Genomic DNA, 14,069 nt, shown 5'->3' on the forward strand with positions numbered 1-14,069 from the left:
AACAAGTATGACAGTTGAGCGTGAAAATCGCATTGAAATTCCTGTGCTTGCCTTGCGGGACGTGGTTGTTTACCCGCATATGGTCATACCCCTATTTGTTGGGCGTGAGAAATCAATTCGTTGTCTAGAAGCGGCAATGGATAATGACAAACAAATTTTTCTAGTAGCACAAAAAGACGCTGGCGTAGATGAGCCTGAAGCGGACGACATCTATACCGTCGGTACTATTGCTACTATCCTACAACTTCTAAAGCTACCCGACGGTACGGTTAAAGTGCTGGTAGAAGGTAGTGTTCGCGGTGAAATTGAAAGCTATAAGCAATCAGAGCCGTTCTTTGTTGCTAATGTAGACAAACTAACTGATGAAGAGATTGATGAGAGCGAACAAGAAGTGCTTATTCGCTCTGCGGTTTCTCAGTTTGAAGGCTATGTAAAGCTAAACAAAAAAATTCCACCAGAAGTACTGACATCACTAAATGGCATTGAAGATGCGCCTCGTTTAGCCGACACCATGGCTGCACATATGCCTCTTAAGCTTACTGAAAAGCAAAAAGTGTTAGAGATGCAGGGCGTCAATGAGCGTCTTGAATATCTGATGGCGCTGATGGAAGGCGAAATTGATTTGCTGCAGGTCGAAAAGAAAATTCGTACTCGCGTTAAAAAGCAAATGGAAAAGAGCCAGCGCGAGTACTACTTGAATGAGCAGATGAAGGCTATTCAGAAAGAGTTGGGTGAACTGGATGACGCACCTGACGAATTTGAAGCGTTATCTAAAAAGATAGCCGACGCTAAAATGCCTAAAGAAGCGGAAGATAAAGCGAAAGCTGAACTTCAAAAGCTTAAGATGATGTCACCAATGTCTGCAGAAGCTACCGTGCTTCGAAGCTACATTGAATGGTTGACTAACGTGCCGTGGAACAAGCGCTCGCCGGTGAAGAAAGATCTTTCCCGCGCAGAAGGTGTGCTTAACGAAGACCACTACGGCCTTGAGAAAGTGAAAGAGCGCATTCTTGAGTATTTAGCCGTTCAGCAGCGTGTTAAGAAGCTAAAAGGTCCAATTCTGTGTCTTGTTGGTCCTCCAGGTGTAGGTAAAACTTCATTAGGCCAGTCGATAGCTAAAGCGACAGGTCGCAAATATGTGCGTATGGCACTAGGTGGCGTACGTGACGAAGCTGAAATCCGTGGTCACCGTCGTACTTACATTGGTTCATTGCCAGGTAAGCTAGTTCAAAAAATGGCGAAAGTTGGGGTCAAAAACCCACTGTTCTTGTTAGATGAAATCGATAAGATGTCATCAGATATGCGAGGCGACCCTGCGTCAGCGCTGCTTGAAGTACTAGATCCAGAGCAAAACAATAGCTTCAGTGATCATTATCTGGAAGTCGACTACGACCTGTCAGACGTTATGTTCGTAGCCACCTCTAACAGCATGAATATTCCAGGCCCATTACTTGACCGTATGGAAGTGATTCGTCTATCTGGCTACACAGAAGATGAAAAACTCAACATTGCAAAGAACCATTTAATTGGTAAGCAAATGGAACGCAATGGGCTTAAAGCGAAGGAGTTGGAAATTACCGATTCTGCCGTTATCGGTATGATTCGATACTATACCCGTGAAGCCGGGGTTCGTAGCTTAGAGCGCGAAGTGTCGAAAGTATGCCGTAAAGCCGTGAAAGATATTTTGCTTAAGAAAAGCAAAGACAAAGTAGTCGTAACACAGGATAACCTTAAGGACTATCTTGGCGTTCAACGCTTTGACTACGGTAAAGCGGACAAAGACAATCAAATTGGCCAAGTTACAGGACTTGCTTGGACGCAGGTAGGTGGTGACTTACTGACCATTGAAACAACGTCGGTTCCGGGCAAAGGCAAAATGACATCAACGGGTTCTTTAGGTGATGTCATGCAAGAGTCTATTAAGGCTGCTATGACGGTGGTAAGAAGTCGTGCAGAAAAGCTTCGCATAAACGATGACTTCTACGAGAAACGTGATATTCACGTGCACGTACCTGAAGGTGCTACGCCGAAAGATGGCCCTAGCGCAGGTATTGCTATGTGTACTGCACTTGTCTCGTCACTTACGGGTAACCCTGTGAAGTGCGATGTAGCCATGACCGGTGAAATCACCCTACGTGGTGAGGTGCTTGCTATTGGTGGACTTAAAGAAAAACTATTAGCTGCGCATCGAGGCGGTATTAAAACTGTCGTTATTCCAAAAGATAACGAGCGTGATTTGGAAGAAATTCCAGACAACGTGAAGAAAGATTTATCAATCCATCCGGTTAAGTGGATTGATGAAGTTCTTGATATTGCACTGCAGGAACCTGTAGAAAGCGTCAAGGTGGTTAAAAAATAACTTAATCGACTGGCTACAATCCTTTGTTTTTAAAGGCGTGTAGCCGTTTTTTTGCTATAAAATTGCAATAATTGAACAAAAAATGTGCATTGAGCGAAAGAAAACCTGATTTTTTTAAAATTAGGGCTTTCAAGTCGCAAAAGTTGTGTTACCTTTAAGTGGTATTCGCTTGAAGCCTTGCCACAAAAGGGATTGCAGCGATTCATTAATAAAGTTAATTATTTGTGACTGAAGCTTGATGTTAACAATCAAGCTTGCTATAACGTTCAAGCAAAATCGTTTTGGACAAACAGTATAATAACAATCGAAGGGGATCATAATTGTGAACAAGTCTCAACTTATCGACCAAATCGCTGCTGGTGCAGACATTTCTAAAGCAGCTGCTGGCCGCGCTCTTGACGCATTCACTGACTCAGTAACTGCGGCGCTTAAAGACGGCGACCAAGTTGCACTAGTAGGCTTTGGTACTTTCTCAGTTCGCGAACGTTCAGCTCGCAGTGGCCGCAACCCACAAACTGGTGAGACTATTCAGATTTCAGCAGCGAAAGTTCCATCTTTCAAAGCTGGTAAAGCACTGAAAGACGCTTGTAACTAAGCACAAAAATTATAGAAAAAGGCGATGGCTAGTCCATCGCCTTTTTTATTTCTAAAACAAAGAATTCAATATTGGGGTCAGAGTAATGACTCTGACCCCAATATTTTAAGAGTAGAAATAACCCTACGAGGCTTGATGAGTTTTATACATGTCCTCGCAACGTTCGAACTTAACGAAAGACAGTACAAATAGTGTGTTTTGGTCGTTTATATTCGGCAGCATTGGGTTATAATCAGCGCTTATTTTATCTCGCACTCACGGATTTGTGATGGTTTGAGGTAACTGTAGTAAGCAACGGAGTTGAAGAACAATCATGCTAGAAAGAATCAGAGAAGGTTCTCAAGGCCCATGGGCGATGGCGATTATCGCGCTTATCGTTTTAAGTTTCGTATTCGCAGGTGTAGGTAGCTACCTAACATCATCAGGTACTACTGCAGTAGCTACTGTTAATGGCGAAGAAATTTCGGCACAAGAACTAGAGCGTGCATATCAGAATCAGCGTGCACAAATGGAGTCACAATACGGCGAAAGCATCGCACAGCTTTTCTCTAGTGAGCAATACCTCGCAGATTTCAGAAGAAATGTACTGGACAGACTTATTGCTGAAAAATTAATTCAGCAACAAGCGACGGACATGGGATTGCGCGTAAGTGATAAACAAATTCGCGAAACCATAACACAAATGCCTGAATTCCAGTTTGGAGGTCAGTTCGATAACGAACGTTTCCAAGCCATTCTTCGTCAAAACGGTTTTCAAGTAGCCGATTTCCGCGATTATCTGCGCGTTCAAATGACACAAAACCAGTTGGCTGCAGCGCTAACGAATTCTTCATTTGCGTTGGACGGTGAAGTACAGCAAGCGAATGCGCTACAGCGCCAAACTCGTGATGCGAAATACGTGCTAGTGAGCTCTGATGAGTTTGCCGGCTCAATCGAAGTGACAGATGCGGATGTTGAAGCTTTTTATAATAACAACATCGCCTCTTTCGATACTGACGAGCAGGTTAAACTTGCTTACGTTAAGTTAAGTGTCGATGACTTGAAAGATCGCGTTTCGGTTGATGAAGAAGCGGTTCGCACGTACTACGAAAATAACCTGGGAAGCTACGGCAAAGAAGAAGAGCGCCGTGTTTCTCATATTCTTATCGAAGCGGGCGATGATGCCGATGCAGCGAAAGCAAAAGCAGAATCATTAAAAGCAGAACTCGACAACGGTGCAGACTTTGCGGCTCTTGCAGAAGCAAACTCTGATGACACATTCTCTGCCGAAAACGGTGGTGACTTAGACTTCATTACACCAGAAATGATGGACCCAGCGTTTGATGAAGCAGCTTTTGCTTTACAAAATGTTGGTGATGTATCCGACGTAGTTGAAACCGAGTTTGGTTTTCACATCATCAAGTTAACAGACTTAAAAGAAGCACAAGTTAAATCTTTCGATGAAGTAGCGGGTGAGATTCGCGATACGCTTCTTTATGACGCAGCTATGGAAAAGTACTTTGAGCTTCAAAATACGTTAGCTGAAATTGCGTTTGAAGTACCTGATACGTTAGAAGATGCAGCGAACGCGGTTGATTTGCCTGTGCAAGAGTCAGTGGTATTTAGTCGCAACACCGCACCCGCTGATCTAAGCTTCCCTGGTTTACTAGACGTTGCTTTCTCTTCTGAACTTATTGATGAAGGGCTTAATAGCGATATTATAGAACTAGACGACGAAACCGTTGTTGTTGCGCGTGTTATTGAGCATCAGCCTCAGCGTACTCAATCTCTTGAAGAAGTACGCGAAGGCATCGAAGCCTCTGTTAAGGCTGAAAAGTCAAAAGAAGCTGCAGAAGCTTGGGCGTTTGATATCGCACAAAAAGTGCGTGCTGGAGAAAGCGTTGAAAGCGAGCTAGCTGAAAAGTCTGTGTCTTGGGAGACAGCAGCTGCTGTTCCGAGAGCGGGCGGTACACTTGCACGTGCACTCGTTGACACGCTTTTCTCTCTTGCCCTTGAAGGCGAAGATAAAGTTGATGTTGCAACAACGGTAAACGGTGACGTTGCTGTTGTTATGCTTGAAAACGTTAACGCAGCACCAGAGCTTGAGAATGAGTTGGGTGAAAGCCTGAAGCAGCGCCTTGCTCAGGTACAAGGCCAGCGCGTTTATCAACAATATATTGATGCGCTTCGCGCAAATGCAGAAGTGACTATCTCACAGACGCTATAAGCACTGCTGCGTAAAAGCTGTCGCTGCGACTAGCAGTGACACCGGTAATTACTAAAAAGCCAGCCTCTTTCATAGATGCTGGCTTTTTTTATACAACACAGTGGTGGGGTGTTTGTTTGAAGTGCGTTAGTTCGTTAAGAACAGCATCAGTGTATAAAATGCCGCAATAACACCAGATAACACGAATATGTACAGAAACCCTTGCTTGCCTTGCTCCAGAGTGTATTTGTTGGCTTGTAAATAGCCAAACCAGAGTAGTGACAAAATAAGGGGTATTAAAACAATGATTTTTAACACAGTAATGCCTTTCTTTAAGTTATGTTCTAGTTATAACAACGCGCGTCGATTTAGACAAATCTTAACGAGCCAGTCCCAGTCGCCAACTCACCCATTGTCGCCTTCCTTGTTATCACCCTTTATTATTTTTAGCTTCAGGTTACTTTGTCGGCTGTCATGGCATTGTCGTAAATCTGTTATTGCCGTGTCACTTTACATTTGTGTAATAGACCCACGTTTCATAAAGGTTTCTTATGCATGTCAATTCAGCCTTTACCTTCCATAGCGCCAGCTCGCAGTATTTATTTTGCCGAAGTGCTTATGGCAAGAGCGTCGATTACCCCACAGGACGCTGGTTGCCAAAGTTACCTGATATACAAGCTCGAAAAGCTCGGTTTCTTTTGTGAGAAATACACAATTAATGGAGTGAGCAACCTCATCGCCAGGTGGGGGCAGGGCACGAATCACTTTGCATTTAGCGGCCATACTGATGTTGTGCCCCCAGGTCCTCTTGATAAGTGGAAGTCACCGCCTTTTAGTCCCGTAATTAGCAAAAATAAATTATATGGACGTGGTGCTGCCGATATGAAAACAGGCATCGCAGCCATGCTAGCGGCAACAGAGCGAACCATTGCCTCGTTAGATAAGGAAAAGGTCTCTTTCTGGTGGCTAATCACCAGTGATGAAGAAGGGGAGGCGGAGTGGGGCTCTAAATGGATAGCTGAATATTTGGCATCTAAAAATGTCCAGCTTGATATGTGCCTAGTCGGTGAACCTTCTGCATCTGCATCAACCGGCGATACAATTAAGATTGGCCGCAGGGGCTCACTTTCCGGCACTATCCATATTGCAGGAAAGCAAGGTCACGTGGCTTATCCAAAGACAGCGGTAAATGCTATCCATAAAGCGAGTAACGTGATTAATGCGCTAACACAGTACCCATTTGACAAGGGGAGTGATGATTTCCCTGGTACTACGCTTCAAATAACACACATGGACACGGGAAGCTTCACAGATAACATAGTGCCTAGTGCTGTTCGTATAGAGTTTAATGTCAGATATTCGTGGCAGTTTAATCAAAACAGTTTATCGGTATTGCTGCGCAGTATTATCAATAGCATTGATACAGAAGCCAAAGTTAGCTTTTCAAGACCCTGTGAAGCTTACTTGAGCAAGCCTAAGAGTAATGCGGAGCATTGCTTAATTGCCTGCGTAGAAAAAGCGATAAAGGGCGCTACAGGGCGTTACCCTGTTATCAGTACATCTGGTGGTACTTCTGACGGGCGTTTTTTTGCTAGTGAGCACACACAAGTGGTTGAAGTGGGTGTGCCAAACACCACCATTCACCAAATAAACGAACACATTCATGTGTCTGATTTGCTCACTCTTGAAGATATTTATACCGACATTCTTAAGTATGTTGGCGAGCGATAACGACTTCTGAAATTTTCAGTAAAGCGGAAGGCCGTAGAATGAGAAAGGGAGCGTTTGTCAGAAGCTCCCTCTTCGCTTAGGCTGTGGCTTTAAGCTGAATATCGGTTAGATAGCGTTTGCGCTTTTTCTCAGTAAGTGTTTGCATGTCAACCACCACCAGTCCGTCGATACAGTCGTTAAAATCTGGGTCGACATTAAAGCCTAAAAATGCCACCCCGCCGTCTTTAGCCACTTCAGAGTATTGCTTGTACAGTGTTGGTACGTTTACGCCCATGTTAGCCAGTAAGTGTTTTAGCTGGGTAAATTCAGCCTTATAATCGTTACCTGTAAATTGATGTAACGCGTCGTTCGCCATTTGATAAGGTCGCTTGCAGGTCGCTTCGCCAAACTTGGCAGGGAAGTACGTGGAATAGAATTGTACCAATAAATCTTTAGCGGGTTCAGGGTAGGCATTACTGAGTGACACCGCACCAAACAGATAGCGATACTTTGGGTAGCGGCTTAAAAATGCCCCGATACCAAACCACAAATAATCTAAACTACGCTTTCCCCAATAGCGAGGCTGGACAAAGCTTCGCCCTAGCTCTAAGCCTTCTTTGAAGAGTTTATCGTTGTCCTTACCGTAATTAAATAAGGTGGCAGAGTAGAGTCCGGTAGGGTGGTCTGGCGCTGTCAAAAGCTCAGCATCGCCAAAGCGGTAGGCACCCACAATTTCTAAATCGTTGTCATCCCAAAGTACAAGGTGATAATAGTGGGAGTCGTACTGATCGATGTCTCTACGTTTGTTGGTACCTTCGCCCACGGCTCGAAACGCCACTTCGCGCAGGCGGCCAATCTCTCGCATAATCGGTGAACAGCTTTTGTGTTGGTATAGGTAAATAGATTTTCCGTCGCCAGTTTCACCTAAATGTTCGCAGTCTCGCATAGCGCGGGCCAGTTCTTTTCTGTCTTCTGGCATGGCAATAGAAGCCTGGGTTTCAAATACGCCTTTCTTGTTACTGCCAATGCGATACAGATGGCGCTTAAACAGCTTTACCTGCTCTTTTAGGGGTATATTGGTTTGCTGGTACGCTTCAAATGGAATAAGTTCGCCAATGCGCATAGGTAAATGCTTCTTACGCTGTTTGAACATCTCTTTGACGAGCAGCGCGGTGGCTAATGGCTTGTACACCATGGACACGCCGTAAAAAAGCGGGCTATTTTTCGCGTCTATATAAACCGGCAATATGGGTGCTTTTGCTTGCTTTGCAATGCGTAAAAAACCTGTGTGCCATCTGGTGTCGCGAACACCTTGCGGGCGTAATCGAGAAACTTCACCGGCAGGAAAAATCAATATGGCGCCGTCGCTGTTAAGGTGTTTTTGAATTGCCGATAAATGCTGTTTTGGTGTGCCTCCCTGCATATTGTTTACAGGTAACAGCATATCGTGAAGCGGTTCAATGGCCATAAGCATTTCATTGGCGACCACTTTCAAGTCGTGACGTACTTCACTAACCAGCTTTATAAGCGCAAGTGCGTCGAGTGAGCCAATCGGATGGTTAGCAATAATCACCACTCTGCCTTCACTTGGAATGCGTTCTTTTTCTACATCGCGCGTGGAGTAGCTGATATTAAAATATTCAAGCACTTGCTCTACGAAATCGATATCTTCGTAATGCGGATAGGTTTCACCAAATTCGGTAATTTCACGTTCGTGAAGAAGGTGCCTTAATACGAAAGACAGCGACTTAAATAGAATGGGGTTATTTGCTACTTGAGGGTAATGCTTGTTCAGTACGTCGTTTACAGTAAACATAGAACCTGTTTCTCTTCCGGTTTTGGCGAACAATAGCAGGGCAATGTGACGCTTTTCACACAGTTTCATGGCAGTTATTTGACAGTGTTAAAAAGTTGTAACTATGACCTGTTAACCTATGATGTGGGGCACAGGTCAGCAGGCCCTAACCTTGATGGATGGGGTTGGAATTCACCTGTTGCTTGGTGAATAGCAAAAGTCAGGGGCCGTTACAGCCCCATTTGTGTAATGCCAGCTATGCTGCTTCTGAGCGAGAGGTTTTGGTTGTAATTGGTGTTACGGTGGCTGACTCTAATGAATCAAGGTAATGAATAAGAGATAAGTTACCGTTCACGTCTTCTGACAGTGCACTGCAGTTTTCTATCCAGTCCCCATCATTAATGTAGTGAATGCCGTTTTCAAAGCTGCTTTCAGGGTGATGAATATGGCCACACACAACACCGTCGAGCCCCATTTCATCGGCGCGCCTGCAGCATGCTTCTCGATAACGGGCGATGGCTTCATTCGCTCCTTTAATGTGTTTTTTAATATAGCCCGCAAGTGACCAGTATTCTCGCTTGCGCCACGCGCGTAGGCGATTAAACTCTCTATTTAGAAAAAGCAAAAGGTCGTAACCTTTATCGCCAATCCACGCATGGAATTTGCCCATAGTTACATCGCCATCGAACTGATCGCCATGTAAGACTAAATAACGCTTCCCTTGTGCTGTGGTGTGAACCAACTCTCGCTCTATTTCTATATCACCGAAAGCCATACCAGAATAAGACTGAATTGGTTCATCGTGGTTGCCGGGTAAGTACACCACACGCGTGCCGTCTTGGCTCATTTGCATGAATTTGTGCATGACTTGATTGTGCGCCTGTGGCCAGCGAAATTGCTTGGTCATTTGCCACATATCAACAATATCACCCACCAAATAGAGGGTATCTACGGTTATGCTATCCAGAAAGGAAAGTAAGTATTCAGCTTTGCAGTCGCGATTTCCCAAATGGATATCTGAAAGCCAAAGCGTACGATAGTGTGTCTTTTTCATAGCGGTTTTCCAAAGCGATGCCTTGGACCATCACTATAGGTTTGCTAATTGACACTACCGTGACGCTTGCTTGACTATTGTGTTACAAACTTAACCTAAAGTATAAGGAAAGGGCGAGAATTATCGTTATAAATTACATGCAAATTAAATTCGTATCGGATACTCTGGTATTTCAAGGATGAAGTTTCGTAACGTACAAGGTAGTTCAGTCTCAGTATTCAGACCGTTATTAATATCCTCTCGTTCTCTCTTCGTCCTTAGTTTCTATTGTGATGTAACGTAAAAACTAAGAGGCCACTCATGAAAATAAATAAAAAGCTCGCCCCGATCCCACTGTTTGTATCCCTCGCTCTTACAGGGTGTATTGAAGTTGACGACGATAGTAATGACGGAGTTGTTGACGCGCTTAATCAACAAAATGCTGTACTTACTGAACAAAATAACCTCCTTGCAGAGCAAATCGAAAATAATCAAACTTCGGTTACGCTGGCAGGCGCGGTGGTTGATACTCGCACTGATATTCCTTTAGTGGGCTTGAATGTCGCTGTTTATCAAGGGAATACAGTGATTGCTGAAGGTGTAACCTCAGAGAATGGCGGTTTCAACTTAGAAGGGTTACCAGCAAGCGCAGACCTGACCGTTGTAGTTTCATCCACTGATGAAAGCTATCTTGAGCGCGCATTTTTCATAACTACCGGCCCTGTGAGTGCAGGCGAAGGTTACGATGACATTGGTATTATTGGGGTTTCTGCGCCAGTTGAAGTGACGTTTAGCGTTACGGACGCAGAAAGTGGGGAAGCGATAAGCGGGCTTAGCTTTGTCGGTTTCTCTTATTCCGGTTCATCTACTAGCAGCGTGTTTGACTTTGCCCATGAAAGCGAATTCAATGACGAAACACAAACTTATCAAATCACTTTGCCGCGAGACTTGAACGTTACGTTGCGCGCGAATATCGACATAGATAGCGACGGTGAAGCTGACTTCGATTTCACCAACAACGGCAATGTAAATATATCAGGTGATACACTGTTTATTTACGATGCAAGTGAGTTTACGGAAGAGGAAATTAGCCTTAGTCAATACGAGGGTGAGGCTGCAGAGGAGAAAACTGTTGTAATTAGCCTTATCGACAATATGGGCGAGCCTATCGCTGGCGCTGAGTTCATGATGGATATGTTTGATGAGACGTATATTTCTGAATATGACGAAGAAAGTGGCTCTTATGAGTTGGTCATTCCTTTTGATGGTGGTATCTCGTTTGAAATGTCTTCTTTCCAGGTAGGTGATATCACTTACTCGACGGGCAGTGTTAACCTCAGTCGTTCAACACGTTACGCCACGGGAGAAACTTCAATTAACGTTAATACGAGTGGGTTTGAATCAAATAACTATTACACAGTAGCCGATTCTGAGGTGATTAATTTAGTACTAGTTCCCACTGAAGTTGAGCCCCTAGCAACTGTCGAAGTTATTACTACGAATATTAACCCGTCTAGTTTTGCTTATTCTGTGTATTACAGCGAAGCTGTGGATATAGAATTGGACGAGGTCAGCCTAACTTATGACCAGGTTTCAATTGTTCGCGGAAACGAGTCTGCTGATGATAGTGTTCCTAACGGTTACACTTATATTTTAAGCGAAGAGGCGAATGTAGAGCTAAGCCAGAGTGTTGGATTAAGCGGTGTTAAGCACACGTTTACCCCAGCTACAGAATTACTAACTAATACTAATTACCGTTTTGCAGTTGGAGAAGTTTCCCCAATTTCTGGTGGCGTTTCAGCAAATGTCTATGGTGACGATTATTCATTCACTACTCCCACAGATGAAACGGCAGAGTTCGATATAAACGCGCTAAAATTAGATAACAGTAATTTCTATTCTAATGGTTCAGTTATCGTTAGTGAAAATACTGCAGGGGTTTCAAATTCAGCAAATAATTATGGGAATTCAGTGAGTATCTTGCTGCCAACATCAGTCGAGTCGCTTAATTACCTTATTATTAATTTTGAAAGTTACACTGAATATGGAAATCAATACGCGTTTGTTAACAGCTATGAGCTAGTTCGAGATGAAAACATTTTTATGCAGCGTATGCTTGCAATAAATGTAGCTCAAAATGAAAGTATCTCTAATCAGTCTGGTATATCTTATCTACGTGGGTCTACAGTTGCCGACGGTGAGTACATCTACAGAGATAGTACTGGCCTATATTTAGAGGATAATACCGCTGAAAGCCCAGTTAGTGTGACTTTTAGTTATGAATATCAAACGAAAGCTGGTGAAAATGCATCCGGAAAGTTAACGCTTCCCATTCTTTAATATTAGCCTTTTTATATAAATGTTAGCCGATACAAATGTATCGGCTTTTTTATAGTTCCAACTTATTTACCACTTCTAAGAGTTTATCCCGCATCCATACATTCACTAAATCCTCATCAGCGTGTTTGTGCCAGTACATGTGCACGGGGAGTGGGGGGACGTCAAATGGAAGGGGCAGAATTTCGATATCGAATTTATTACTGAATTGTTGGGCGAATCGCGTTGGCATGGTCAGCAAAAGATCGCATTGGCTAACTACGTTAACGGCGGCAAAGTAGTGTTCACACTGCAATGCGATGTTGCGATGTAAATTGTGCTGAGCAAGGGCTAGATCTACCGTATCTAATTTAGAGTCTTTTAAAGATACAAGCGCATGCTGTGCAACTGAGTAGCTCTTGATACTCGGGTTATCTACGTAGCTATTGCTAGGCGCGCATACCACGACAAACGTTTCTTCGCAGATAAACTGTGAACGAATGTCACGGCTGGTGGGAACTAATGCGTCAATTACGATATCAAGATCTTTAGCGGCTAACGCGGGAGCAAGCTCGGGCCAGGTAACCTGTCTACTATTCACCGTGATATTGGGAGTATGTTTAACAAGCTGAGGAATAAGCACGGGAAAAAATATAGATTCTAAAATATCTCTCAAGCCAAGGTTCACCTGACGGGGTTTATCACTTATATCAAAGCCCACTTTACCTTTTAACGTACTTTCAAGGGTTTCTATTGATTTCACAACCGATGCAATAATGCCTTGGCAAAATGGGGTAGGCACGACTTGTCGTCCATGACGAATAAACAGCGGATCATCAAATTTCTCTCGCAGGCGACCTAAGGCGTGACTCACCGCAGGCTGAGTAATATGCAGTGCGTTGGCGGCTTTCGTAATGCTGCCCTGATCGTAGACCGCGCGCAGCACAACAAACAAATTTAGGTCTAATTTTCCATGCATATCATTTATGGGTTTCCATAATAAGGCATCATTTTTATTTATTATTAAACAGGGTACACTGGCTTAAATGTTAATAAAAGGTTTCTTTTATAGAGGCTTCTTTTGTAAGGGGCGTGTGCATGCAGGCATCTGTACTTACCGAGGTGTTGTTACCTCTAGCGTTGGCATTTGTTATGTTTGGTATGGGGCTAACGCTAACCCTTGCAGACTTTGCCCGACTACTTAAAGCACCTAAAGCAGTAATAACGGGTTTTATAGGGCAAATTATATTGCTGCCTATGTTAGCGCTAGGACTGTGCTTTGTTTTTGGTCTACCCGATTATATTGCGGTTGGTGTCATGGTTTTAGCGGCATGCCCAGGCGGAACGACCAGTAATTTAATCAGCCACATTGCAAAAGCAAATCTGGCCCTTTCAGTAAGCTTAACCGCTATTTCTACCATCGCTTGCGTTTTCTCAACGCCCTTTATCATTCAATTTGCTCTTGATTACTTTGTAAAAGAAAACGCGCCAGACTTTTCTATTATTCAAACAGTGATCGGGCTGGTTGGTATATCAATTGTACCGGTCATTTTAGGCATGACCATTCGTCGCTTTAACAGCAGGTTTGCCACTAAAACTGAAAGCTTCTTCCGGCAGTTTTCTATGTACTTCATGTTGCTTATGATTGTGGGCGTGCTGGTTTCAGAAAGAAACAATTTAGCCGCGTCCTTTGAAAGCGCGTTTTTGGTTTGCTTAACGTTAAATTTATCATCGGTATTGTTAGGACTCGGGCTTGCTAAGCTTTCAAACCTAGCATTTAAAGACTCGCTCACGCTGGCCATTGAAATAGGCGTGCAAAACGCGGCGCTTGCAATGCTGATATGTATTACCTTTTTAGATGCGCCTGATTACGCGATTGCACCTGGTGTATATGGCATAGCAATGTACATCGGGCCCGCACTATTGGCCCTGTGGGCAAAGCGAAAAATGCGTAACGAACAGCCATCAGTGCCACTGCAAAAGACGGAATCAGTTTGATTGGATTGATAAGGCGGTCAATTAAAGAGAATAGTGAAGTACTGATTAGCGCTCAACACAATAAAGCGCAACTAAACA

General features: G+C 43.8%; 9 protein-coding genes. 6 read left to right on the forward strand and 3 right to left on the reverse strand.

Annotation, left to right across the window (positions count from 1 at the left end; all coding sequences use genetic code 11):
* Positions 1-7: 7 nt before the first annotated feature.
* The 4 genes from lon (at position 8) to dapE (ending at position 6,870) form a co-directional block, all read left to right on the forward strand.
* Positions 8-2,359, forward strand: coding sequence for an endopeptidase La (lon, locus tag AWH61_RS10930; protein WP_039228334.1), 2,352 nt, complete (start codon positions 8-10; stop codon positions 2,357-2,359).
* A 322-nt stretch (positions 2,360-2,681) separates the two neighbouring features.
* Positions 2,682-2,954, forward strand: coding sequence for a nucleoid-associated protein HU-beta (gene hupB, locus AWH61_RS10935; protein ID WP_012518978.1), 273 nt, complete (start codon positions 2,682-2,684; stop codon positions 2,952-2,954).
* Positions 2,955-3,267: 313 nt separating this feature from the next.
* A complete protein-coding gene (locus tag AWH61_RS10940; protein ID WP_049586561.1) occupies positions 3,268-5,160 on the forward strand; it encodes a SurA N-terminal domain-containing protein in 1,893 nt (630 codons plus the stop codon).
* A 534-nt stretch (positions 5,161-5,694) separates the two neighbouring features.
* Positions 5,695-6,870, forward strand: coding sequence for a succinyl-diaminopimelate desuccinylase (gene dapE / locus AWH61_RS10945; RefSeq protein ID WP_075177069.1), 1,176 nt, complete (start codon positions 5,695-5,697; stop codon positions 6,868-6,870).
* A 76-nt stretch (positions 6,871-6,946) separates the two neighbouring features.
* Here the strand turns inward: dapE and olsF are convergent, their stop codons facing one another.
* Together olsF and AWH61_RS10955 are read right to left on the reverse strand one after the other, a co-directional pair.
* Entirely contained in the window at positions 6,947-8,665 is a 1,719-nt protein-coding gene (gene olsF / locus AWH61_RS10950; RefSeq protein ID WP_044583878.1) for a bifunctional ornithine lipid synthase OlsF, read from the reverse strand.
* Between the two features lie 235 nt (positions 8,666-8,900).
* On the reverse strand, positions 8,901-9,698 hold the full coding sequence (locus AWH61_RS10955) for a UDP-2,3-diacylglucosamine diphosphatase (protein WP_075177070.1): 798 nt from the start codon (positions 9,696-9,698) through the stop codon (positions 8,901-8,903).
* A gap of 300 nt (positions 9,699-9,998) precedes the next feature.
* Here AWH61_RS10955 and AWH61_RS10960 point away from each other — a divergent pair, with 300 nt between their 5' ends.
* Entirely contained in the window at positions 9,999-12,017 is a 2,019-nt protein-coding gene (locus AWH61_RS10960; RefSeq protein ID WP_075177071.1) for a hypothetical protein, read from the forward strand.
* Between the two features lie 49 nt (positions 12,018-12,066).
* Here AWH61_RS10960 and AWH61_RS10965 read toward each other — a convergent pair whose 3' ends face one another.
* Positions 12,067-12,972 carry a LysR family transcriptional regulator gene (locus AWH61_RS10965; RefSeq protein ID WP_075177072.1) on the reverse strand — a complete coding sequence of 302 codons (906 nt, stop codon included), beginning with the start codon at positions 12,970-12,972 and terminating at the stop codon, positions 12,067-12,069.
* A gap of 119 nt (positions 12,973-13,091) precedes the next feature.
* Between AWH61_RS10965 and AWH61_RS10970 the strand changes: the two genes are divergently transcribed.
* The gene (locus AWH61_RS10970; protein ID WP_075177073.1) at positions 13,092-13,991 is read left to right on the forward strand and encodes a bile acid:sodium symporter family protein; all 900 of its coding nucleotides are present in this window, start codon (positions 13,092-13,094) and stop codon (positions 13,989-13,991) included.
* Positions 13,992-14,069: the final 78 nt, after the last annotated feature.

Origin of the sequence: Alteromonas sp. W12, from assembly GCF_001924945.1 — a bacterium.
GTDB classification, from domain to species: domain Bacteria; phylum Pseudomonadota; class Gammaproteobacteria; order Enterobacterales; family Alteromonadaceae; genus Alteromonas; species Alteromonas macleodii.

What these genes read in the sequence shown, in the direction of transcription:
- AWH61_RS10970 (WP_075177073.1), top strand. Translation starts at nt 13,092, where the DNA reads ATGCAGGCATCTGTACTTACCGAGGTGTTGTTACCTCTAGCGTTGGCA.
- AWH61_RS10955 (WP_075177070.1), bottom strand. Translation starts at nt 9,698, where the DNA reads ATGAAAAAGACACACTATCGTACGCTTTGGCTTTCAGATATCCATTTG.
- AWH61_RS10940 (WP_049586561.1), top strand. Translation starts at nt 3,268, where the DNA reads ATGCTAGAAAGAATCAGAGAAGGTTCTCAAGGCCCATGGGCGATGGCG.
- olsF (WP_044583878.1), bottom strand. Translation starts at nt 8,665, where the DNA reads ATGTTTACTGTAAACGACGTACTGAACAAGCATTACCCTCAAGTAGCA.
- lon (WP_039228334.1), top strand. Translation starts at nt 8, where the DNA reads ATGACAGTTGAGCGTGAAAATCGCATTGAAATTCCTGTGCTTGCCTTG.
- AWH61_RS10960 (WP_075177071.1), top strand. Translation starts at nt 9,999, where the DNA reads ATGAAAATAAATAAAAAGCTCGCCCCGATCCCACTGTTTGTATCCCTC.
- dapE (WP_075177069.1), top strand. Translation starts at nt 5,695, where the DNA reads ATGTCAATTCAGCCTTTACCTTCCATAGCGCCAGCTCGCAGTATTTAT.
- AWH61_RS10965 (WP_075177072.1), bottom strand. Translation starts at nt 12,972, where the DNA reads ATGCATGGAAAATTAGACCTAAATTTGTTTGTTGTGCTGCGCGCGGTC.